We start from the raw sequence: 22,476 nt of genomic DNA, 5'->3' as shown, positions 1-22,476 counted from the left end.
GGCGAATTCCGATAGTTCGCCTGTCACGATCGAACCTTTTCGGGTGGAACTATCAGATGCCTTCGCGTTACCAGGTTCGTTTCCGAACCACTATAGCCGTCGAGCGCCAATCGGGTATCAATGTCACAGCCCCAGACCCGCGAGAAGGCGTCCGGTGCCTGCCCCGTCATCGAATCCCTCGAGCAGATCGGCTCCCAGTGGCGACTGGCAGTGTTACACGAACTGCAGGACGGCGAACAGCGGTTCAACGAACTCAAGCGGTCGACGAACGCGAACGCCCGCACCCTCTCGCGCGTGTTAGACGATCTCGGCGAGATGGGATTCGTCGAACGCCGCATGGAGGAAGAGGCACCGATCGCGACCTACTATAGCCTCACGGAGAAAGGCGAATCCCTGGAACCTGTCTTCGACGAGATCGAGTGCTGGGCGAATAGCTGGCTCGAGCTATAGTAGCCACTGACAGTCAGTGTGCAAACATTCCAGTTGTCACTAAAGAAGAACTGTATGACTACTCGTCGCCCTCGAGTTCGACCAGTTCGAGCGACCGGTCGAGATGGCAGACCTCGTGTGGCGGGTCGCCGACGATCTCCCGAATGCGGTACTCCTCGTCGAACTCGAGGCCGTCGGGTTCGCAGTACTCGTGGCTCGGGCACTCGACGTACGGACACGGGCCGGAGAGACTGGTCTTGCTCCCGGCGAAGGCGCCTTTCGACGCGATGTTCGCCGTGACGGTGACGGGTTCGACCTCGACGGCGCGGACGCCGCCGTCGTGCATCGCACATTCTAGCGTTTGCGCGTTCTCGCGGACGGCGGTGACGCGATACTTCGTTCCCGACGAGAGATTGAGACACTGACTGCGGTAGGGACAGCCGGCACAGCCGTCGGCTTCGCCCTCGTAGACGAACTCGGTACCCGACTCGGCCAGCCGGGTTCCGATCAGCGTGACAGTCGACATAGCGCTGGATACTCGCTACAGGCGGTTAAGGCTCACGTACCCGTGAGTTCGTCGAGTCGATCGAGGTATCGGTCCCTGGGGACCTGGTAGCAGTCTCGGTAGTCGATTTCGCCGGCGTCGAACGCACCGGCGAGGTCGACGGCGTACTCGAGAGCGTCGGCCCGCGTCGGGAACCGGTGGTTTCCCTCGATGGTGACGTCTGGCTCGAGATAGAGGGTGACGAACCAGTCGTCGGCGTCGGTCGTATTGGCCGGGTTCGTTCCGGGGCGGCGGGTTCGTTTGCCGTGGGTCAGGTACAGCGTCGGGAGACAGGGAGCGGGAAACTCCTCGGCGTCGAAGACGTCCGGACGGTATGCGAGGACGAGGCGACCGTCGTCCTCGTCGGACCAGACGTTCCATGTGTCGGGAAGCTCCGTCAGGCCGGTCATATCCGGGAATATGGTCGGCCTGCCTAAATCACCGTCGTCGTTCGTCGTCGTTCGTCGCCGATATCGCTGTATCACGCAGTGAAGACTGCAGCCGGCTATAAATTCTGGAACCTGTAACCATCGACGAACGAGCGCGCACGAGCGAGCCCGGCAGTTGCAAGCCGTTCGTTCAATGCGCCGGTCGTCCAACATGAGGTGAGATACCAATTGACAGCCAGCTATTTTGGCAGTATTTGCCTGCGATTACCTCGTGGCAAATACCTTTTGGGGCCAAGGTTAAGTACCTGGATTACTCACTCATTAAATACTATCGGTATCCGATTACCGGACCGATCCACTTTGCGCCCGTCCCCGGCGCAGGTACCGCGACAACCGACGACCCGGTCGTCGCGCAAGGCGAGTGGGTACAGATCACACATGGCACGGGAAAACGAAGCCGCCCGGCGGATTTCACGCTTCGGGAGCCCAGACGCTGACGTTCGTAACGGAGCGGCGGGTATCGGTTCGGTTCCGAGACGGAACTGTCGGTCACCGATGGCTGCGCTTAGTGTGTCCCACGACGGCAGGACGTCGACGGACAGTGACACGAACGACGCCGACCACACGAGCAACCGAACGCGGGGAAGACAACTGGCAATGATACCATGAACGGCGATATCGAAACGCTCGAAGAGCTTAGCACGGAGTACAAGGAATCGATGCCCGCGGATCTGCGGGAGACGAAGTCCTTCGACTGGTACCTCGAGGAGATATACGAGGACCCGAAGGTCGCCCGGAACGCCCACCAGCGCGTCGCGGATATGTTCGACTACTACGGGACGACCTACGACGAGACCGAGGGCGTCGTCGAGTACCAACTGGCCAGCGAAGACCCGCTCAACGACGGCGAAAATACCTTCTACGGTCGCGTAATCCACCAGTCGATCCACGAGTTCGTCAACAAGGTCAAGTCGGGCGCGAGACGGCTCGGCCCGGAGCGGCGTATCAAACTCCTGCTCGGTCCAGTCGGCTCCGGGAAGTCTCACTTCGACAAGCAGGTTCGACAGTACTTCGAGGATTACACCCTCCGCGACGAGGGCCGGATGTACACGTTCAAGTGGACCAACCTCTGTGACGTCGTCCAGGACCAGGATCCGGCCGACGACACCGTCCGCTCCCCGATGAATCAGGATCCGCTCGTGTTACTCCCACAGGAACAGCGCCAGCGAGTCATCGACGACCTGAACGAACGACTCGACGCACCCTACACCATCCAGAACGAGCAGGCGCTGGATCCCGAAAGCGAGTTCTACATGGACAAACTGCTGGCGTACTACGACGACGACCTCCAGCAGGTGCTCGAGAACCACGTCGAGATCATCCGCTTTGTCGCCGACGAGAACAAGCGCCAGGGTCTCGAGACGTTCGAACCCAAGGACAAGAAGAACCAGGACGAGACCGAGTTGACAGGCGACGTCAACTACTCGAAGATCGCCATCTACGGCGAGTCCGACCCACGCGCGTTCGACTACTCCGGTGCCTTCTGTAACGCCAACCGCGGCATCTTCTCCGGCGAGGAACTCCTCAAACTCCAGCGAGAGTTCCTCTACGACTTCCTCCACGCCACCCAGGAACAGACGATCAAACCCAAGAACAACCCCCGGATCGACATCGACCAGGTGATCGTCGGCCGCACCAACATGCCCGAGTACAAGGACAAGAAGGGCGACGAGAAGATGGAGGCCTTTAACGACCGCACCAAGCGGATCGACTTCCCCTACGTCCTCAGTTACGAAGACGAGTCCCAGATCTACTGGAAGATGCTCAACAACGCCGACGTCCCCGACATCAACGTCGAGCCCCACACCCTCGAGATGGCGGGGCTGTTCGGCGTCCTCACGCGTATCGAGGAACCCGACGCCGAGACGGTCGACCTCCTCTCGAAGGCCAAGGCGTACAACGGCGAGATCGACGAGGGCGACGACATCGACGTCAAGAAGCTCCGCGAGGAGGCAGAACAGAAGGCCGAGATCGGCGAGGGCATGGTCGGCATCTCGCCGCGGTTCATCGGCGACGAGATCGCCGAGGCGATCATGGACTCGAAACACCGCAGTCGCGGATTCCTCTCGCCGCTTACGGTGTTCAACTTCTTCGAGGAGAACCTAGAGCACCACGGCTCGATTCCGGAGGATCAGTTCGAGACCTACTACCGCTACCTGGAGACGGTCCGCGAGGAGTACAAGGACCGGGCGATCGAGGACGTCCGCCACGCACTGGCCTACGACGTCGACGAGATCCAGCGCCAGGGCGAGAAGTACATGGACCACGTCATGGCCTACATCGACGACGACACGATCGAGGACGAGTTGACTGGTCGCGAGCAGGAACCGGACGAGACGTTCCTGCGGTCGGTCGAGGAGAAACTCGACATCCCGGAGGACCGCAAGGACGACTTCCGGCAGGAAGTGAGTAACTGGGTCTCCCGTCGCGCTCGAGAGGGCGAGGCGTTCAACCCGCAGGACAACGAGCGCCTGCGCCGCGCCCTAGAGCGCAAACTCTGGGAGGACAAGAAGCACAACATCAACTTCTCCGCGCTGGTCAGCGCCAACGAGTTCGACGACGACGAACGGTCCTCGTGGATCGACGCGCTGATGGAGCAGGGCTACTCCGAGGGCGGCGCGAAGGAAGTGCTCGAGTTCGCCGGCGCGGAGGTCGCTAAAGCGGAGATCGAAGAGTAACATGACCGGCAACGACTACGTCACCGAGGCCGACCGCGAACTCGAGGCGACCTACGAGGAGCCGATGAGCCTCGCGGCGTACGTCGACCGGATCTTCGAGAACCCGACGATCGCCTCCCACGCCTCGAAGTACCTGCTCGAGGCGATCGAGGCCGCAGGCACTCGGACCGTCGTCGAAGAGGGCGAGGAGAAGGAGCGATACCGCTTCTTCGACGATCCGCACAACGGCGGCGAACACGCCATCCTCGGCAACACCGAGGTCCTGAACGGGTTCGTCGACGACCTCCGGTCGATCGCCGCCGGACGAGCGAAAGACGAGAAGATCATCTGGTTCGAGGGGCCGACCGCGACGGGCAAGTCGGAGCTCAAGCGCTGTCTGGTCAACGGGCTGCGCGAGTACTCGAAGACGCCGGATGGCCGGCGCTATACGCTCGAGTGGAACGTCGCGACGGCCCAGTCGGGCGAGCGCGGCCTGAGCTACGGGAGCGACCCGACCGCAGGCGACGAGCAGAACTGGTACGAGAGTCCCGTCCAGACCCATCCCCTGTCGGCCTTCCCCGAGGAGGTCCGAGAGCGAATCCTCGAGGACCTGAACGGCGAACTCGACGACCACGTTCCCGTCCGGGTCGACACCGAACTCGACCCGTTCTCGCGGGAGGCCTACGACTACCTCGAGGAGCGGTACCGACGGAACGGCGAGAAAGAGCTGTTCTCGGCGATCAGCGACGAGAACCACCTCCGTGTGAAAAACTACGTCGTTGACGTCGGACAGGGCGTCGGCGTCCTCCACAGCGAGGACGAGGGGCGACCGAAGGAACGACTCGTCGGCTCGTGGATGCACGGGATGCTCCAGGAACTCGACTCCCGCGGGCGCAAGAACCCACAGGCGTTCAGCTACGACGGCGTCCTGTCGCAAGGGAACGGCGTCCTCACCATCGTCGAGGATGCAGCCCAGCACGCCGACCTGCTCCAGAAGCTGCTGAACGTCCCCGACGAGCAGTCCGTCAAACTCGACAAGGGAATCGGGATGGACGTCGACACCCAGATGCTGATCATCTCGAACCCCGACCTCGAGGCACAACTGAACCAGCACGCCGACCGCAACGGGATGGACCCGCTGAAGGCGCTCAAACGACGGCTCGACAAGCACCGCTTTGGTTACCTGACCAACCTCAGCCTCGAGTCGGAACTCATCCGCCGCGAGTTGACCAACGAGACCGAGGTCTGGGAGGCAAACGGCTACGACGAACTCGAGGAACGTATCCGGGAGCCGGTGACGGTGACGATCAAGGATCAGGACGGCGACGTCCGGACCCAGGAGTTCGCGCCACACGCAATCGAGGCGGCCGCGCTGTACGCGGTCGTCACCCGGTTGGACGAGGAGGACCTCCCGAACGGGCTGGATCTCGTCGACAAGGCCAAGATATACGATCAGGGCTATCTGCAGGAGGGCGACACCCGCCGGGAGAAAGAGGAGTTCGACTTCGACGACGACGGTGCCGACGGCGAACACGGCATTCCGGTTACTTACACTCGAGACACGCTCGCGGAACTGCTCCAGACTGACCGCGATCGCCATCACGCGGAGTTACCGGTCGAGAACGTCGTCATGCCACGTGACGTTCTGAACGCGATGGCCGAAGGGCTCGCGAACGCGCCGGTGTTCTCGGCCGGCGAGCGTTCGGAGTTCGAGAACCGGGTCGTCCCGGTCAAGAACTACGTCTACGACCGACAGGAGGCCGACGTCATCGAGGCCATCATGTACGACAAACGCGTCGACGAGGAGACCGTCGCCGAGTACGTCGAACACGTCTACGCCTGGGAGACCGAGGAGCCGCTGTACAACGACCGCGGCGAGCGGGTCGAGCCGGATCCGCTGAAGATGAAGCTGTTCGAGGTCGAACACCTCGGGCGGTTCTCCGAGGCCGACTACGAAGGGAACCTTCCCCGCGAGAGCGTCCGAAACTTCCGACGCGAGAAGGTGATCACGTCGCTGAACCGCCACGCCTGGGAGCACCGTAACGAGGACTTCTCCGTCGAAGACGTCGACCTCACGGCGATCCCGGTCATCAAGTCCGTCCTCGAGAGCCACGACTGGGACGACGTCCGGCGGACCTTCGAGGACTTCGACCCCCGGCAGTGGGACGACCCGCCGAGTGACACCGAGACGGAGACCGTCAAGGAGAACACGATCGAGACGCTGATCGAGGAGTTCGACTACTCCGAGGCGTCGGCGGAACTGACCAGCAGACACGTCATGGGACAGGTGAGCTACAGATGGGACTGAGAGACGACCTCGAGCGATTCCGGGAAGTGGGCGAAAAGCGCCGCGAGGACCTGGCCGACTTCATCCAGTACGGCGAACTCGGCGGGAGCAGACCGGACCAGATCAACATCCCGGTCAAGATCGTCTCCCTGCCGGAGTTCGAGTACGACCAGCGCGACCAGGGCGGCGTCGGGCAGGGTGACGGCGGAACGCCCGACACCGGCCAGCCGGTCGGCCAGCCACAGCCACAGCCGGGTGACGACGACGGCGACGGCGACGAACCCGGCGAAGAGGGCGGCGAGCACGAGTACTACGAGATGGACCCCGAGGAGTTCGCCCAGGAACTCGACGAGGAACTCGGCCTCGACCTCGACCCGAAGGGCAAGAAGGTCATCGAGGAGAAGGAAGGTCCCTTCACCGACATGACTCGGACGGGTCCCGACAGCACGCTCGACTTCGAGCGGATGTTCAAGGAAGGACTCAAGCGCAAGCTCGCGATGGACTTCGACGAGGAGTTCCTCAAGGAGGTCTGCAAAGTCGAGGGCTTCGGCCCGCGCGACGTCTTCGAGTGGGCCCGCGGCGAGAGTATTCCCGTCTCGATGGCCTGGATCGAAGAGGCCTACGACGAAATTCCCGAGGACGACCGCAACGAGTGGGACTCGGTCGACGAACTCGAGGCGAACGTCGAACGCGAGTCCGTCCAGCAGCAGATCCGCCGGGAGGGGATCAAACACGTCCCCTTCCGCCGCGAGGACGAACGCTACCGCTACCCCGAGATCATCGAGGAGAAAGAGAAGAACGTCGTCGTCGTCAATATCCGTGACGTCTCGGGCTCGATGCGCGAGAAGAAACGCGAACTCGTCGAGCGCACCTTCACACCGCTGGACTGGTACCTCCAGGGGAAGTACGACAACGCCGAGTTCGTCTACATCGCCCACGACGCAGAAGCCTGGCGGGTCGAACGCGACGACTTCTTCGGCATCCGCTCCGGCGGCGGGACGAAAATCTCGAGCGCGTACGAACTGGCCGCCGAACTGCTCGAAGAGTACCCCTGGGCGGACTGGAACCGGTACGTCTTCGCCGCAGGTGACTCCGAGAACTCCTCGAACGACACCGAAGAGCGCGTGATCCCGCTGATGGAGCAGATTCCGGCGAACCTCCACGCCTACGTGGAGACCCAGCCAAGCGGCAACGCGATCAACGCGACCCACGCCGAGGAACTCGAGCGGCACTTCGGGATGGACGACGACGAGGTCGCGGTCGCGTACGTCAACAGCAAAGAGGACGTGACCGACGCGATTTACGAGATCCTCAGCACGGAGGGTGAGACGGATGAGTAACGGAGCAAGCCGGTGGTTTTCATGAGTAAACGCAACTCCAACGCGGACAGGTTCCGCAAACAGGCGATCGCGAGCGATCTGAAAGAGCCGGTCGAGGAGGCCCGCAACCTGGCCGAGAAACTGGGTCTCGAGCCCTACCCGGTCAAGTACTGGATCATCGACTACGACGAGATGAACGAACTCATCGCCTACGGCGGCTTCCAGAGCCGCTACCCACACTGGCGGTGGGGGATGCAGTACGACAAGCAGCGCAAACAGGGGCAGTACGGCGGCGGGAAGGCCTTCGAGATCGTCAACAACGACAATCCGGCCCACGCGTTCCTCCAGGAGTCGAACACGCTGGCCGACCAGAAGGCCGTCATCACCCACGTCGAGGCCCACTCCGACTTCTTCTCGGAGAACGAGTGGTTCGGCCTCTTCACGAGCGGCCGCGCCGACGAGGAGCAGGTCAACGCCGCCGCGATGCTCGAGCGTCACGCACGAGCGATCGACGACTACATGTCCGATCCCGATATCGACCGTGCGGAGGTCGAGAAGTGGATCGATCACTGTCTCTCGCTCGAGGACAACATCGACCAGCATCGGGTCTTCGAGCGACGGTTGGACGTCGACGGTCCAAGCGAGGAACTCGACGCCGACCTCGCGGAGAAACTGGACGAACTCGAACTCTCCGACGAGATCAAAGGAGAGGTCTTCGACGACGCATGGGTCGAGAAACTCGAGGAGGCGGACGGTTCGATTACGTTCCCCGAGGAACCCCAGAAGGACCTGCTCGCGTTCGTCCGCGAGCACGGCAAACAGTACGACGACGAAGCCGGTCGTGCGGTCGAGATGGAGGAGTGGCAACGCGACGTACTCGACATGATGCGGGCAGAGGCGTACTACTTCGCCGCCCAGAAGATGACGAAGGTGATGAACGAGGGGTGGGCCGCCTACTGGGAGTCGACGATGATGACCGACGAGCGATTCGCCGGCGACGACGAGTTCCTCAACTACGCCGACCACATGGCGAAAGTCCTCGCCTCCGGCGGGCTCAATCCCTACAGCCTCGGCATGGAGCTATGGGAGTACGTCGAGAACACGACCAACCGACAGGAAGTCCTCGAGCGCCTGCTTCGCGTCGAAGGGATCTCCTGGCGCAATCTCACCGACGTCGTCGACTTCGACGACGTGCTCGAGACGCTCGAGCCACCCGAGTCGCTCGACAGAATTACGTCCGAGACGCTCGACGACCTCGAGGAACTACCCGACGAGTGGGTCGACGGCGAGGCGCTAGAGGCGGCCCACGACGGTGAGATAGACGTCGAAACGTATCCCTGGAAGGTGCTCACCTACGAGGGGCTCGCCCGGCGCCACTACTCGTTGGTCAAACGGCAGAACCGCGGGTTCCTGAGCCGGGTGAACCAGAACGAACTCGAGCGAATCGGTCGCTACCTGTTCGACGACGCCCGTTACTCGTCGGTCGAGGAGGCACTCGAGGACGTGGACTTTTCGGCCGGCTGGGACCGGATGTTCGACGTGCGGGAGAGTCACAACGACGTCACCTTCCTGGACGAGTTCCTCACGGAGGAGTTCATCACGGAGAACAACTACTTCACCTACGAGCACTCGAAGGCGACGGGGCAGTTCCACGTGGCAAGCGACGCTGCGGAGGACGTCAAGAAGAAACTCCTCTTGCAGTTCACGAACTTCGGGAAGCCGACGATCGCGGTCTACGACGGCAACTACAACAACGCCAACGAACTCCTGCTTGGCCACCAGTACAACGGCGTCATGCTGGATCTGGGTCAGGCACGCGAAACCCTCAAGCGCATCTTCGAACTCTGGGGGCGGCCCGTGAACCTGCTGACGATCGTCAAGGAAGTCGACGAACACGACGTCGAAGTCGCGAAACGCCGCAACCGCGAACCCGAGGCCGAAGAACGCGGGAAACTGATCCGGTACGACGGCGATGAGGTGACGACCGAGACCGTCCCCTGGGAGGACGTCGAACACCTGTCGGCCGACGACGTCGACTACGACACCAAGCCCGAGGACTGGCTCGCATAGGATTCATTTCGTTGATATAAGTTCGGACTAAAATCCGGAAGGCTTTTATTTCAGATCGAATATTGAGCGGATGATATGGATGGGGACGGGGGAAAGGCCGTCGGACAGTACCGGAGCCAGAAATCCGGGTCGAAACTCGACGTTCCGGCGGTACTCGCGCGACTCGACGAACACAGTCCGGACGCACAGCGAGACGCCCTCGAGCAGATCCAGGAGACGCTCGACGATCGCCCCGAACGGTGCTTGCCGACGGTACCGAAACTTCGAGCGTTACTCGAACAACCGGATCTCCCCTTTCTCGACCGGGTCGCGTACTGTCTCGCCGAACTCGCGGTAGCGTCGCCGACCGACGTGGCACCGTCGACGGACGTGATCGCTGCCTTCGTCGCCGACCACGAGTCACACGAAGCAACGCCGGAACTGGTCCGCTGTCTCGCCGCCGTCGCAACCGAACGACCCGCTGCGCTCTCGGAACACGTCGACGCACTCGCGGCTGTCCTCGAGCGCGACGAGCCAGCAGCGCGTGCCGACGCAGCCATCACGCTCGCCCGCGTCGCGGACGACGGGGAATCGCTCGACCTGCCACAGGAACGCTTGCTCGCTGCGCTCGAAGACGATCACCCTCGCGTCCGGGCGAACGCGTGTGCGGCGCTCGGCCACGGCGACGTGACCGACGCACGCGAGCCACTCGAGACGCTCGCAAGCGACGACCCGGAGTCGTCAGTCCGCGAACGTGCGAAGTGGGCACTCGAGCGGATCGCGTAACGGCTGACGCTGTCGAAGTCCTATTCTGTCGATGGTTATTCTCGTAGAGCGACCACTACCGGTGATAACTGAACGTTCGGACATTTGTCGGAGCGCACTGGGGTCCACCGAATTGTTCTGAATAGCGAATGTAGCGTGAGTAGAGAGCTGACTATCCTGTTATAGTACTGTTCAGTACAGACAAAAGAAATACCACTGATCAGATTCAGTCATACAAATACTTTAGTTGACGTAAATAGAAGATATATCATGATACTACACCCAAGAGTAGTGTTTAATGAACCAAATGGGCGAACGATAGGGTTCATTTTCTTGTCCACGTCATTCATTTGCCTTATGAGTTGGGTGTATTTTGGTGTTCTACTCGATGGTCCCCATAATTTGCTCATCTTGGGTGTTGCACTCGCCTTCTCTGGGTTCGCTGAATCTCTACCTACGGACCGACGACGTTTAGCAGGAATATTGCGAATACTTGCAGTTAGTATCCTCGTCAGTTTCATGGTTCTCCTCGCATTTGCTCCGGAAATGGTGATGGGCTAAGTGAAAGGGCGAGCTAGGCTGGCTCACTGACTTCGTCGTGAAACAAACGAGATCGCTGTGTTGCTCCATGCTCTGTATTCAGCGGACGGTCTCCTAACATATATTGAACGCTTCAGCGGATCCCATCGACCGCAAACAACGGGATGATGGGACGCGTATGTCCCGTATGGAGTTTCCAGTCGAGACCGATTCGCGACTGACGACCGTCGATGTCACCGACCGCGTCGCTGAGGCCGTTCCCGACGACCTCGAGTCGGGAACTTGCACCGCGTTCGTCCGCCACACCACGTCCGGACTCGTCGTTCAAGAGAACGAACCGCGACTGCGCGAGGACCTCGAGTCGTTTCTTTCGGATCTCGTCCCTGACGAGGGCCACGCTCACGACCAGCTGGACGGTAACGCCGACTCGCACCTCCGGGCGACGCTGCTTGGTCCGGACGTGACTGTGCCGGTCGAGGACGGGCAACTCGCGCTCGGGACGTGGCAGTCGATCCTGCTCGTCGAGTGTGACGGGCCGCGAACCCGGACGGTGTCGGTGACGACGGTCGGCGGGAACGGGTGATCAGATTCGGAGCGGCCGGTCCGCCGACACGCAGTCGACGCCACGTAACCCGAGCAACTTGGCCGTGAGCGACCGCTCGAGCGACCAGGCGTGGATCTCGAGTCCGACCTGCTTCGCTCGCGGCACGAGTCGCGTCGACAGGCAGCGCCAGTAGTTCGCGCCGATGACGTCGCAGTCGAGTTCGACCGCCGTGGTCACCGGTCGCTCCTGGTGGCGACTGGCGAGCAATCCGGTCGGCTGCTCGGGATCGATTTCGCGGATGGCCCGGAGTTCGGACTCGAGAAAGGAGGTCGTCACGACGCGGTTTTCGAGGTCAGCATCCTCGAGCGCGGCGAGGACGTCCGCCGCGATACCGGGTGCCTTCATCTCGAGGTTGATCTCGACGGTCGACGGGACGGCCTCGAGCATCTCCGCCAGCGTCGGAATTCGTTCGTCCGACTCGAGGACGGTGTAGCGCTCGAGGTCCTCGAGGCTCGTTTCGGTGACGGTACCGGTTCCGTCGGTGACGCGGTCGATCGTTTCGTCGTGGACGACGACGAGTTCGCCGGAGCCACAGCGTCGAACGTCGAACTCGACGGCGTCTGCGCGGTCGGCTGCCGACTGGACGGCGCGGATCGTATTCTCGGGTGCCGTCGACGCGAACCCGCGATGGGCGATCAGTCGCATTCGTCGCTAGTACCGGAGCGTCGGACTTACGTTGCTCGCCGATTTCAGTGCGATGCGACTCGTAGCGCCGTCCCGTCCGTAGCTAATGTTACGTCCGACACGCATTTTCCAAATCTTATAGGATGTGTCCTTATCCTGACGGAATACCGAGACACGTACATCGATCGATGTGCGCTGGACAACTGCCGTCGTGGAGGCCACTGTGATGGACTATCGATGACGAATACCGAAGATCCGCTCGAAATACTACTCGTCGAAGACGATCCCGAAGACGTTCGACTCCTTCGGGAAGCGTTCGGTGAACTCTCAATCGACGTGATGCTGACCGTGATCTCCGACGGTGCCGATGCCGTCGACCGCCTCGAGGACCGGTGTGACGATGCCGCCAAAACGGTTCCCGACCTGGTTCTTCTGGACCTGGGTCTTCCCGGGATGGACGGATTCGAGTTCCTCGAGACGATCCGGAACGACGGCGTTCTCGCACGTCTGCCGGTGCTCGTGCTAACCCGCTCGAGGGCTACGGAAGACGTCCTCGAGAGCTACGACCTCGCGGCCAACGCTTACCTGACCAAACCGACCGATCCCAGCGACTACGCGTCGATAGTCGAGGCGATCGCGGAGTTCTGGTTCAGGCAGGCCATGCTACCGAGTAGTTCGCCGTAGGGTAGCCCCCGGTATTGATCCGTTCGGCCGTGGTTGTCGGCGTATGACCTCGAGCGACTTCGAGTTCGATTTCGATGGGACCGTCGCGGTCGTCACTGGTGCAAGCGGTGCGCTCGGAAGCGCAGTCGCCGATCGCTTTCGCGACGCAGGAGCGACCGTCTGTGCCGTCGACGTCGTCGGACCGGACGACGAGGACAGCCTGCTCGAGCCCGACGATCGAACTCACTTCTACGAGGCGGATCTGACCGACGAGAGCGATGTCGCCGACCTCGTCGACCGGGTCGTCAACGATCACGACCGCATCGATTACCTGCTGAACATTGCTGGCACCTGGCGCGGCGGCGATCCGATCGAAGAGACCGACGGAGAGGAGTTCGAGTTCCTGCTAGACGTCAACCTGAAGACGGCGTTTCTCGCCTCGAAACACGCGCTCCCACACCTCCAGGAACGGGAGGGAGCGATCGTCAGCGTCAGTGCTCGCTCCTCGCTCGAGGGCGGCGAAGGAGACGGCCCCTACCGCATCTCGAAGGCCGGAATTCGGCTGCTGACCGAGACGCTCGCCGAGGAAAACCGTGGAACGGTCCGGGCGAACTGCGTGATGCCGAGCGTGATCGACACGCCGATGAACCGGGAGATGATGTCCGACGCGGATCACGACTCGTGGGTCGAACCGGCCGAAATCGCGGACGTGATGGGATTCCTCTGTAGCGACGCCGCCGCAGTGACCAGCGGCGCGGCGGTTCCGGTCTACGGGGAAGCTTAGTCGAGTGCGACCGTCTCCGACCTGATCTCGTCACCGTCGCGCCACTGGTAGTAGCGGTAGGTCGTCCCCGCGATTTCGGTTTTCGAGACGGTCGCTCGTTCGGGGACACCGTCGGGATACTTGGATTCGGACGTCGACTCGGCCCACGCCGCCAGCTCGGAGACGTACGTCGCGACCGCGTCGATCGTCTCCGGATCGCGCTTCGAGAGCGCCTCGAGCGCCTCGGAGAGGTCGTCCTCGAGATCCGCTGGCGGTGTCGGTTTCTCTCCCTCACTCATTCGTGTTCACCTCGAGCGGGGAGATCCGTAAAGCCGTCTTTCGACGACTCGAGAAAACAGCAATACGACATCTGACGGCTGGGTACACGCCTCATACTAGGATCTACAGGTAGATATAATTCCAACCAGAGGACGGTTTATATACCAGAACGTGGTCCGACCAGATGACAATGCAAACACAGAAACACCGTTCCGCGAAAGCGGTTGCGTCGGTCCCCGAGAGCCTCGAATCCGCACAGGCGAAACTCGTCTACATCTATCTCGAGGCAGCGGACGGAGCGACCATCGACGACCTCGGAGAGGCACTGGCAATGAAGAAAATCGACATTCTGAGCGTGCTGAACTCGCTCTCGAGTCGCGATTTCGTCGCGAAGCGAGGCGAAGAGTACGTCGTCGCGTAAGACTCCTGTCGACGCAGTCCCGGCGTAGCTATAGTAGCCACTGAAAGTCAGTGCGTACCCAGTCGCACGACAGTGGTGCGATCGGTGTGCAAGCAGTTTCAGTTGTTACTATACTCGTCAACGGTTGGTGTGTCGAATGGAAAGTGGGGGTACGGCCACCGGCCGAAATGCCTGACAGGAATGAGTGGAGTCGCCTCAGAACGTCTCGAGGTAGCGATCGATCTCCCACTCGGAGACGTCGACGAGGTACTCCTCGAACTCCTGGCTCTTGGCCTCGACGAATTTCGGTGCGACGTGTTCGCCCAGCGCGTCGTAGATGACTTCGTCCTCTTCCAGGGCGTCGACCGCTTCCCCGAGGTTCGACGGGAGCGTGTCGATACCGTACTCTTCGCGTTTCTGTTCGTCGAATTCGTAGATGTTCTCGCGGATCGGGTCCGGACACTCGAGGTCCTTCTCGATGCCGTCGAGACCGGCGTGGATCATGACGGCGAAAGCGAGGTACGGGTTACACGACGGGTCGGGCGAGCGCAGTTCGACGCGCGAGGCGGCCGGAACGCGGGCGGCTGGCTTTCGCACGAGTGCCGAACGGTTGCGGTCGGACCAGGCGACGTAGACCGGTGCCTCGTAGCCCGGGACCAGGCGCTTGTAGCTGTTGACGGTCGGGTTCGCCACGGCGGTGATCGCCGGCGCGTGCTCGAGGATACCGGCGAGGTAGGAGTGAGCCGTCTCCGAGAGATCGAACTCGTCGTCCTCGTCGTGGAAGGCGTTCTCGCCGTCTTCGGTCATCAGCGACATGTGTGTGTGCATCCCCGAGCCGTTGATCTTCGGGATCGGCTTGGGCATGAACGTGGCGTGCAGGTCGTGCTGGGCGGCGATTGCGCGGACGACGGTCCGGAACGTCCCGACGTTGTCCGCCGTCGAGAGTGCGTCGTCGTACTCGAAGTTGATCTCGTACTGGCCGCGTGCGACCTCGTGGTGACTGGCCTCGATTTCGAAGCCCATGTCCTCGAGGCCGTAGATGATGTCCCGGCGGACGTCGCTCGCGAGGTCTTTCGGCGCAAGGTCGAAGTAGCCGCCGTGGTCGGCGGTTTCGGTCGTCGCGCGGCCGTCCTCGTCCTCCTCGAACATGAAGAACTCGGGTTCGGGTGCGAAGTTGACCTCGTAGCCCATGTCCTTTGCACGCTCGATGGCCTGTTTGAGGACGTAGCGTGGGTCACCTTCGAACGGTTCGTCCGTCGAGGTGTCGTAGACGTCACAGATCATCCGGGCTGCGGCGCTCTCCTCGTCCTGTCTCCACGGGAGGATCGCGAACGTGTCCGGGTCGGGAACCAGACGCATGTCCGACTCCTGAATGCGGACGAACCCCTCGATCGAGGAACCGTCGAAGTAGATTCCCTCGGTGAAGGCTTTCTCGGCCTGGCGGGCCGGAACAGCGACGTTCTTGACCGTTCCCAGGATGTCCGTAAACTGGAGCCTGAGGAAGTCGACGTCGTTTTCCTCGATTTCGTCCAGTACGTCCTGTTCTGCCGAAGTCAGCTTTCCGTTTGCCATCTTTTGTTCGGATAAGACCACAGTTCCCACCACTAAAACTCTACTGTTGTGGGCGAATATCTGAGAATGATCTCAAACCTGGACGATTATAAAATGTTGGCGCAATATCTGCGAGCGGGGTTGTCGTCGCACGAAAATTGAAGACGAAATTCGAGAAATCTCGTATCGGGTCGCGACCGCCAGAGCTATTCACCAATGGTGTCAGAAGGGGTTGACCAACGATCGAACGAACCTACTGAGAAGACACCGTTCGTCGTTCGTCCGACCGAACTTTCCCGGAAGAAACGCTTTCTCCGGGCTGCTCGACGATCGTCGTCTCGCAGACGGGACAGATGCAGGCGACGCGTCCGTCCTGCGACTGCCGGAGCCAGTCGCCGTCGATCGGGCTGGCGTGGTCACACTCCCAGCAGAACAGCGTCGACTTGCGACGGTCCGTTCGCCCGTCGTGTGCTTTCGATCGGTTCATCGACGCCCCTAGGTGCCCAGGCGATAAATGCCCTTTTTATAACGGTTTTCCGTTCGCATCCGTCAGCCGTATCTGAACTGGACGCGTACGTCGGGTATGAGCCCGAAGCCCGTCCGACTCGAGGACAGCGAGGACCTCGAGCGGTTCGTCACGGACCACGACGTGGCGCTCGTCGAACTCTACACGAGCGGTTGCCCGAAGTGCCAGTCGATGGAGCCAGTACTCGGGAACGTCGCCCGGTCGACGGATATCCCCGTGGGGCTGGCGAATCCCGGCGACGACCCCGAACTGCTCGAGGCGTTCGAGGTCCGGTCCGTCCCGATGCTCGTCCTGTTCCGGGATGGCGAACCGGTCGGGGAGGTCGCCGACGGGTTCCTCGGCGGCGACGCGGTCGTCAGCTTCATCGAGGATCACGCACCCGAGGCCGTCGCCGAGGACGCGTGAGACTCGTCCCAGGTACGAACATTTACCATCGCCCGGTCGAACCACCCTGCTATGACGGCCGGTAGCGGTGTAACCCTGCTTTCCGTCCAGTGTGAGACGCTGGCCGAGCGAAGCGACCGGGCGCTCGAGGACCTCCTCACGTACTTCGGACCTGACCTCGTCTACGTGGTCCGTGACGGCTTCGATCCGCGGGTCGCGAGTCGTCTCCGCCGATCGTTCGACGGTTCTGTCGTCCACGCCGCTGGTGCCGAGGACCTCCGAACGGAGACGGTCGCGGGACAGACCGTCGTCTTCGCGACCGCGACGACAGCACTCGAGGACCGGGCCCCGGCCGGCGCGGACTACGTCGTCTGTGATGACCTGACGGTCGAGACGGATCGTATCTCGCTCGAGGTCGGTCTCGAGGGACGGGACGCGATCGGCCGGTATCAGGCTCGAATCCGATCGGCCGAGACGACGTTTCTCACCGGCGCGCTCGAGGCGAACTACGATCACGTCTGGACCGCCATCGTCGACGGCGAGCGCGTTCGCCTCCCGGTTCGCGGTCTCGGGCCGATTCGACGCGCGGGTTCGGCCGAACTCGCCTGTCTCACCTGCGGAGAGGACGGTTCGGTTGCCGTCTCGTCGGTTCCTGCGGATCGGTTCGGGTTGACGGCGCTCGAGGGCGTCGGCCCCTCGACGGCCGATCGACTCCGAGAGCAGGGATACGACCGTCGAGCGGCGGTCGCCGAGGCGTCGGTCGACGACCTCGAGTCGGTACGCGGGATTGGGACCACGACGGCGCGGACGATCCGCGAGAGTGCGCGGGCGCTCGTGGACGGGCGTGTCGTCCGTCGGACCGAGGACCCCGTCCCGCCCGCCGATCGAACGCCGATTTTCGTCGACATCGAGACGGACGGTCTGCATCCCACTGTCGTCTGGTTGATCGGCGTCTACGACCCTGCTCGCGATGCGTACGTCGACTTCGTCGACACCTCCCCGTCGAAAGACGACCCTGGCCGTGCAACCCGGGAGTTCGTCGACTGGCTGGCCGCCGAATACGACCGGCCCGCGCTGGTCGCCTGGAACGGCCACGAGTTCGACTTCGAGCACCTCGAGCGGTTCGTCGCCGAGTACGCGCCCGCCTTCCACGAGTTCTGGCGCGAGGACGTGTTCGAGTACGACCTCTACGACTGGGCCGTCCGGCGGGACAACGCCGTCCTCCCCGGTCGAACGAACCGCCTCGAGGACGTCGCCACGGCACTCGGCCGCGTCGAGGAACGCGACGCGGAACCGATCGACGGCCGGACGCTCGGCAAACGGATTCGGCGGCTGCTCGAGTCCTCGAGCGACGACGAGGACGTCGACTGGAACCGCGCCCGCCGCTACTGTGAGGCCGACATTCGCGAACTGGCCGCCGTCCACGAGGCCATCGAGGAAGCCGATCCGGAGCCCGCTCGAACGGAATCGACAGACGACCACGGAACCACCCAGACCGGCCTGACCGACTTCTAGCATGGATACCGATCACGACGCTACCGACGACCTCGCGCTCACCGGCGACGAACTCCGGGAGAGCTACCCGCGTGAGCGCTACAGCGGACAGCTCGAGGAACGAATCACGCTTCCTTCGCAGTCGGCCAACCACGTCCCCGCCGAAACCGTCCTCCCGGCGGAGCTGGCGGCCCGGCTCGCAGTCGACCCCTGGAGCCACCAGGCCGAGGCGCTCGAGGCGCTCGCCGACGGTGAGAACGTCTGTGTCGCGACCTCTACGTCCTCCGGGAAGACCTACGTCTACGGGCTCGAGATCGCTCGCCGCGCACTCGAGAACCCAGAGGTGCGTGCGCTGATCGTCTACCCGACGAAGGCACTCAGCCGCGACCAGGAACGGGAACTCGAGGACCTGTTCGACGAACTGGCGCTTGACGTCACCGTCGGGGTCTACGACGGCGATACGAGCGCGGAGGACAAGTCTCGAATCCGCGAGGAGGCAAACGTCGTCATCACGAACGTCGCGGGGTTGAACCAGTACCTCGAGGGACACCACCGCTGGGCCCGCTTTCACGCGAACTGTGACCTGATCGTCGTCGACGAAGCCCACTCGTGGACGGGGATCAGCGGCATGCACGCAGCCTGGATTCTCCGTAGGGCTCAGCGCGTGATCGACTGGTACGGCGGCGACCCTCAGTACGTGCTGACGAGTGCGACCATCGGAAATCCGGGCGACCACGCGCAGGCGCTGACGGGCGAACCGGCGACGGTGGTCGACGAGGACGGCTCGCCGAACGGCCGCAGACACCTCGTATTCTGGGAGCCGCCGTCCGACGACGGGAGTAGTGGCGACGGAAACGAGGACGGCGACGACGCCCTACCGAGCAAACGTCCCGCCACCGTCGAGGGACCGGAGCTGTGGGCGCACTGCTGTTATCACGGCGTCCCGTCGTTGCTGTTCTGTGACTCGCGCAAACAGACGGAACTGGCCGTCGACCGGGCGACCGACTACGTGGCGAATCCGACGCTTCCCTACCACGGAGGGGTCGATCTCGAGCCGTACAACGCCGGCCACGGCAAGGAATCACGCCGCGAGACCGAACGCCGACTCAAATCCGGGCAACTCGACGGCGTCGCGACCACCAGCGCCCTCGAGGTCGGAATCGACGTCGGCGGTATCGACGGCACCGTCCTGATGGGGTATCCTGGCTCCCGGAGCTCCTTCTGGCAGCGGATCGGTCGCTCGGGGCGTGGCCGCCGCGACGCCCTCTCCGTCTTCGTCCCGGATCACGCGACCCTCGACCAGTACGTCTGCAACCACCCGGAGTACCTCCTCGAGGGCGACCCCGAGGACGCCGTCGTCGACCTCGCGAACAACCCGGTTTTCCTCGAGCACCTCCGCTGTGCCGCCCAGGAGTTGCCCGTCACCCGCGACGACGCCGACCTCCTCGGCGGCCTGGAGCGACTCGAGCGAGCCGTCGAGTACGGCCATCGGACTGGCGACCTCGAGGGATCGATCGAGGGCGGCGTGACCTACGCTCGACGCGACCGTCCGCAGAACGAGGTGGACATCTACGCCTCCGGCGGGAACTCCGTCGAGGTCAGGGTGGCCGGCGACGAGACGATCGATCACGAGCCCATCGGGAAGGCACGGGCCTATCGGGACTACCACGTGGGAGCGACGGTGCTCTACCAGGGCGACCAGTACGAGGTCCGGGAGTTCAGGGAGGACAGGCCACAGCCGTACGTCAAACTCGAGCCGGTCGACGTCGACTACTACACCCAGTCACAGCGCCAGGTTGCGATCTACGACACCGAGGTTCACGAGTCGCGGGAACTCGAGAGCGGCTTCCGGCTCAACTGGGGCTATGGCACGGTGACGGTCCGCTATCCCACGTACACCAGACGCGAGATCGACACCGGCGACGTTCGCGCTATCGGCCTCGAGACGGGACTGGGGCCGCTCGAGATGCGAACCCAACTATGCTGGGCGGAGGTTCCCACCGACGTCGAGCGGGCCGTAACGGAGGCCCATTCGGAGTACCACAACGAGGAGTGTGAGGACCTGCCGCCGCGACTGCACGGCTACCTCGGTGGCATCCACGCCATCGAACACGCCATGATCGGCGTCACGCCGCTCGAGTTGACCGTCGACGCGAACGATCTCGGCGGACTGGCGACCAACCGCCTCCCCGAGACGCCCGATACGAGCGGGTGGTTCATCTACGACGGCGTCGAGGGCGGCGTCGGCTTCTCGCGGCGGATCTACGAGGAGTACGAGGCGGTCGCCCGACGTGCTCGAGAACTGATCGTCGACTGCGACTGCGGTCGCGACGAGGGCTGTCCCGCCTGTCTGATGGACGACCGCTGTGGAAACGACAATCGACCGCTGTACGGGCCAGCGGCGACGGACGTGATCGACGCGTTGCTGGGTGAGGAGACGCTCGAGGAGGAGGCGACGACTGCAACGGATGAATCCGAGAAACGACGGCCGCCGGCGTCGGTGTCCTGATCGGTGAGAAGTGTTGAGCAGACAATATTTATGTGATAGGCTATACTTTGTGGAGAGATGGGTAAATTCGACCCAGTTCAGTGGGAAACCGTCGAAGAAGCGACCGGTCCTCCAGCCGACGAAGTCACGACGCACGTCGAGCGACTGCAGGACGAAGTGTACGATGCCGACCCGTACGAAGCGGTGAAAACGATCCACGACGCGCTGTACGCCGAGGACGTCGACCGGACCGTCCCCAGTCTCGGAGAACCGTTCGTCACCGCGTATCTACTGGAGAAAGAAGGGATCATCACACCAGGTGATGACGAGGCGGATGGCGAATACCGTTCGCTCGTCGACCGGCGTCCGGACCGCGACCGACTCGAGGAACTGTTCTGGGAGCGAGAGCGGACGCTGTGGTGGATCGGCCTACTCACCGGCGTCCATCCGTCGCTCGTGACGTACTGGTGTTACGAGTACGACGTTCCGCTGATGGAACGCAACTTCTCGGAGGAGTCCCTGGAACGGATACGGGCCGTTCGGGAGTGACGGCTGGCTCAGGAGTCGTCCTCTTCGGCGTCCGGCAGATCCATTGGTTCGATCTCGCCGTCGAGCAACTGCTCGCCGAGGTCGGTGATATCGTACATGCCGGTCGCGACTTTCTTCAGAAGTCCGTGATCCGCGAGGACGCGACAGCGGTGGGCGGCGTCTCGGCCGCGACAGACGCCCGCTTCGTCGACGTGGCTCGGCGCGAAGTTGTGGTTCTCCCGCAGTACCTCGAGTACCGCCTCGTCGTCGGCCTCGAACCAGTCGGGGCCGGGTTCGAAGCTCTCGAAGCCCATCGGAGACGCTCGCTGGGTCGTCTCCTCCTCTGGGTCGGAATCGTCCGAAGTCATACGTTCGTCTAATCGACGCCCGGTCAAGAAGGAACGGGATCGCGACCGCTGGAAGCGATCAGGAGGGGTCCTGGTGGCTGATCATCTCGGCGACCGTTCCCGGAATCTGCGTCCCGCAGTCCTTGCAGCGCCAGGTCGGCGAGACGGTACCCGGTTCTTTCTCCATGTCCTGTTTGAATCGGAGGACGGCACCGCAGACGCAGTCGTGCGTTGCTCGTGCCATAGGGGATGCGTCTCGCCGAGAAGCGATAAAGAATGCGCCGACGGAAACGATTCGCGCCGGCGACCGCTCACTCGCAAGCACGTGCTTGTCTGTACTCCACGAGCAACGACTGGTATGGACTCCAAACGACCTGACGTTCGACTCGACGACAAGCCGGACGAGGACGGCGTCGTCACCCGTCGTGACGGAAGCGGAGACAGGCGGACCGACGATCACGACGCGGATCGGTCGCTCGTCTCGAGAATTCGTTCGCTGCTGAAACCGTAGGCTACTCTTCCTCGAGCAGGCCGAGGTCGGTTGCGACAAGGTCGGCGAGGCTGTCGGCGACGTCTGGGTCGACTTCGGCGACGTCCTCGCCGTCGTGTAGCTGGTCGTTGTGTCGCTCGATCGAGTCGGCGAGATCGGAGAGCGGAACCCGCGAGGTCGTCTCGCAGTCGGGGCAGACGACCGGAACGCGCGGTTCGTCCCCGTCTGGATTACTGGGTGGCATTTATGGGATGTCTCGAGGCGACGGTCAAAACCTAATTGGTTCCGGCGGCATT

24 protein-coding genes are annotated in these 22,476 nt (G+C 62.6%); 15 read left to right on the top strand and 9 right to left on the bottom strand.

Translation table 11 applies throughout. The features are described 5' to 3' along the window. The first annotated feature begins 120 nt into the window (after positions 1-120). A complete protein-coding gene (locus BLR35_RS09265; RefSeq protein WP_090380810.1) occupies positions 121-450 on the top strand; it encodes a winged helix-turn-helix transcriptional regulator in 330 nt (109 codons plus the stop codon). A 58-nt stretch (positions 451-508) separates the two neighbouring features. Here BLR35_RS09265 and BLR35_RS09260 read toward each other — a convergent pair whose 3' ends face one another. Together BLR35_RS09260 and BLR35_RS09255 are read right to left on the bottom strand one after the other, a co-directional pair. Beyond that, on the bottom strand, positions 509-955 hold the full coding sequence (locus BLR35_RS09260; RefSeq protein ID WP_090380807.1) for a UPF0179 family protein: 447 nt from the start codon (positions 953-955) through the stop codon (positions 509-511). A 32-nt stretch (positions 956-987) separates the two neighbouring features. After that, positions 988-1,383 carry a DUF5820 family protein gene (locus BLR35_RS09255; RefSeq protein ID WP_090380805.1) on the bottom strand — a complete coding sequence of 132 codons (396 nt, stop codon included), beginning with the start codon at positions 1,381-1,383 and terminating at the stop codon, positions 988-990. 644 nt (positions 1,384-2,027) lie between these two features. Between BLR35_RS09255 and BLR35_RS09250 the strand changes: the two genes are divergently transcribed. From BLR35_RS09250 to BLR35_RS09220, 6 genes are all read left to right on the top strand, one after another. Next, on the top strand, positions 2,028-4,100 hold the full coding sequence (locus BLR35_RS09250) for a PrkA family serine protein kinase (protein ID WP_090380803.1): 2,073 nt from the start codon (positions 2,028-2,030) through the stop codon (positions 4,098-4,100). 1 nt (position 4,101) lies between these two features. Beyond that, positions 4,102-6,387 carry a PrkA family serine protein kinase gene (locus BLR35_RS09245; protein ID WP_090380800.1) on the top strand — a complete coding sequence of 762 codons (2,286 nt, stop codon included), beginning with the start codon at positions 4,102-4,104 and terminating at the stop codon, positions 6,385-6,387. Continuing rightward, entirely contained in the window at positions 6,378-7,706 is a 1,329-nt protein-coding gene (locus BLR35_RS09240) for a YeaH/YhbH family protein (protein ID WP_090380797.1), read from the top strand. The genes BLR35_RS09245 and BLR35_RS09240 overlap by 10 nt, the downstream gene beginning before the upstream one ends. Before the next feature lie 21 nt (positions 7,707-7,727). Beyond that, positions 7,728-9,755, top strand: a complete 2,028-nt coding sequence (locus BLR35_RS09235) for a SpoVR family protein (protein WP_090380794.1) — start codon at positions 7,728-7,730, stop codon at positions 9,753-9,755. Between the two features lie 75 nt (positions 9,756-9,830). Next, positions 9,831-10,520: a HEAT repeat domain-containing protein gene (locus tag BLR35_RS09230; RefSeq protein WP_090380791.1), complete on the top strand. Its 690-nt coding sequence runs from the start codon at positions 9,831-9,833 to the stop codon at positions 10,518-10,520. Between the two features lie 697 nt (positions 10,521-11,217). Further along, positions 11,218-11,622, top strand: coding sequence for a secondary thiamine-phosphate synthase enzyme YjbQ (locus tag BLR35_RS09220; RefSeq protein ID WP_170831003.1), 405 nt, complete (start codon positions 11,218-11,220; stop codon positions 11,620-11,622). Here BLR35_RS09220 and BLR35_RS09215 read toward each other — a convergent pair whose 3' ends face one another. After that, positions 11,623-12,288, bottom strand: coding sequence for a glycerophosphodiester phosphodiesterase (locus BLR35_RS09215; RefSeq protein WP_090380786.1), 666 nt, complete (start codon positions 12,286-12,288; stop codon positions 11,623-11,625). A gap of 216 nt (positions 12,289-12,504) precedes the next feature. On the opposite strand from BLR35_RS09215, the gene BLR35_RS09210 reads away from it, so the two are divergent. After that, positions 12,505-12,951 carry a response regulator gene (locus BLR35_RS09210; RefSeq protein ID WP_090380783.1) on the top strand — a complete coding sequence of 149 codons (447 nt, stop codon included), beginning with the start codon at positions 12,505-12,507 and terminating at the stop codon, positions 12,949-12,951. Between the two features lie 43 nt (positions 12,952-12,994). Next, the gene (locus tag BLR35_RS09205; RefSeq protein ID WP_090380781.1) at positions 12,995-13,714 is read left to right on the top strand and encodes an SDR family oxidoreductase; all 720 of its coding nucleotides are present in this window, start codon (positions 12,995-12,997) and stop codon (positions 13,712-13,714) included. Here BLR35_RS09205 and BLR35_RS09200 read toward each other — a convergent pair. Next, complete coding sequence (locus tag BLR35_RS09200; protein ID WP_090380778.1) at positions 13,711-13,992, bottom strand: hypothetical protein; 282 nt, start codon at positions 13,990-13,992, stop codon at positions 13,711-13,713. The genes BLR35_RS09205 and BLR35_RS09200 overlap by 4 nt on opposite strands. 170 nt (positions 13,993-14,162) lie before the next feature. On the opposite strand from BLR35_RS09200, the gene BLR35_RS09195 reads away from it, so the two are divergent. Next, positions 14,163-14,393, top strand: coding sequence for a MarR family transcriptional regulator (locus BLR35_RS09195; protein ID WP_090380775.1), 231 nt, complete (start codon positions 14,163-14,165; stop codon positions 14,391-14,393). Between the two features lie 195 nt (positions 14,394-14,588). On the opposite strand, the gene glnA is transcribed toward BLR35_RS09195, so the two are convergent. Then, positions 14,589-15,944 (bottom strand): type I glutamate--ammonia ligase, encoded by a 1,356-nt coding sequence (gene glnA / locus BLR35_RS09190; protein WP_090380772.1) that lies wholly within the window; start codon positions 15,942-15,944, stop codon positions 14,589-14,591. Positions 15,945-16,176: 232 nt separating this feature from the next. Next, a complete protein-coding gene (locus tag BLR35_RS09185) occupies positions 16,177-16,410 on the bottom strand; it encodes a DUF8106 domain-containing protein (RefSeq protein ID WP_090380769.1) in 234 nt (77 codons plus the stop codon). Between the two features lie 96 nt (positions 16,411-16,506). On the opposite strand from BLR35_RS09185, the gene BLR35_RS09180 reads away from it, so the two are divergent. Genes BLR35_RS09180 through BLR35_RS09165 form a run of 4 tightly spaced genes read left to right on the top strand, consistent with a single transcriptional unit; the run spans position 16,507 to position 21,364 of the window. Further along, positions 16,507-16,854, top strand: a complete 348-nt coding sequence (locus BLR35_RS09180) for a thioredoxin family protein (protein ID WP_090380766.1) — start codon at positions 16,507-16,509, stop codon at positions 16,852-16,854. Between the two features lie 51 nt (positions 16,855-16,905). After that, positions 16,906-18,348, top strand: a complete 1,443-nt coding sequence (locus BLR35_RS09175) for a ribonuclease H-like domain-containing protein (protein WP_090380763.1) — start codon at positions 16,906-16,908, stop codon at positions 18,346-18,348. 1 nt (position 18,349) lies between these two features. Continuing rightward, complete coding sequence (locus BLR35_RS09170) at positions 18,350-20,836, top strand: DEAD/DEAH box helicase (protein WP_090380760.1); 2,487 nt, start codon at positions 18,350-18,352, stop codon at positions 20,834-20,836. A gap of 57 nt (positions 20,837-20,893) precedes the next feature. Continuing rightward, positions 20,894-21,364 carry a hypothetical protein gene (locus tag BLR35_RS09165; protein ID WP_090380756.1) on the top strand — a complete coding sequence of 157 codons (471 nt, stop codon included), beginning with the start codon at positions 20,894-20,896 and terminating at the stop codon, positions 21,362-21,364. An 8-nt stretch (positions 21,365-21,372) separates the two neighbouring features. Here BLR35_RS09165 and BLR35_RS09160 read toward each other — a convergent pair whose 3' ends face one another. Both BLR35_RS09160 and BLR35_RS20665 read right to left on the bottom strand, forming a co-directional pair. Continuing rightward, positions 21,373-21,711 carry a hypothetical protein gene (locus BLR35_RS09160; RefSeq protein ID WP_090380753.1) on the bottom strand — a complete coding sequence of 113 codons (339 nt, stop codon included), beginning with the start codon at positions 21,709-21,711 and terminating at the stop codon, positions 21,373-21,375. Between the two features lie 58 nt (positions 21,712-21,769). Next, positions 21,770-21,934, bottom strand: coding sequence for a hypothetical protein (locus BLR35_RS20665; RefSeq protein WP_170831002.1), 165 nt, complete (start codon positions 21,932-21,934; stop codon positions 21,770-21,772). Between the two features lie 114 nt (positions 21,935-22,048). Here BLR35_RS20665 and BLR35_RS20660 point away from each other — a divergent pair, with 114 nt between their 5' ends. Continuing rightward, the gene (locus BLR35_RS20660; protein ID WP_170831001.1) at positions 22,049-22,201 is read left to right on the top strand and encodes a hypothetical protein; all 153 of its coding nucleotides are present in this window, start codon (positions 22,049-22,051) and stop codon (positions 22,199-22,201) included. A gap of 1 nt (position 22,202) precedes the next feature. Here the strand turns inward: BLR35_RS20660 and BLR35_RS09155 are convergent, their stop codons facing one another. Then, entirely contained in the window at positions 22,203-22,424 is a 222-nt protein-coding gene (locus BLR35_RS09155) for a DUF8149 family protein (protein ID WP_090380750.1), read from the bottom strand. Positions 22,425-22,476 lie beyond the last annotated feature (52 nt).

Source organism: Natronobacterium texcoconense, from assembly GCF_900104065.1.
Lineage (GTDB): Archaea > Halobacteriota > Halobacteria > Halobacteriales > Natrialbaceae > Natronobacterium > Natronobacterium texcoconense.
The sequence above is the reverse complement of the archived record's forward strand: the minus strand, read 5'-3'. Positions and strand labels throughout refer to the sequence as shown.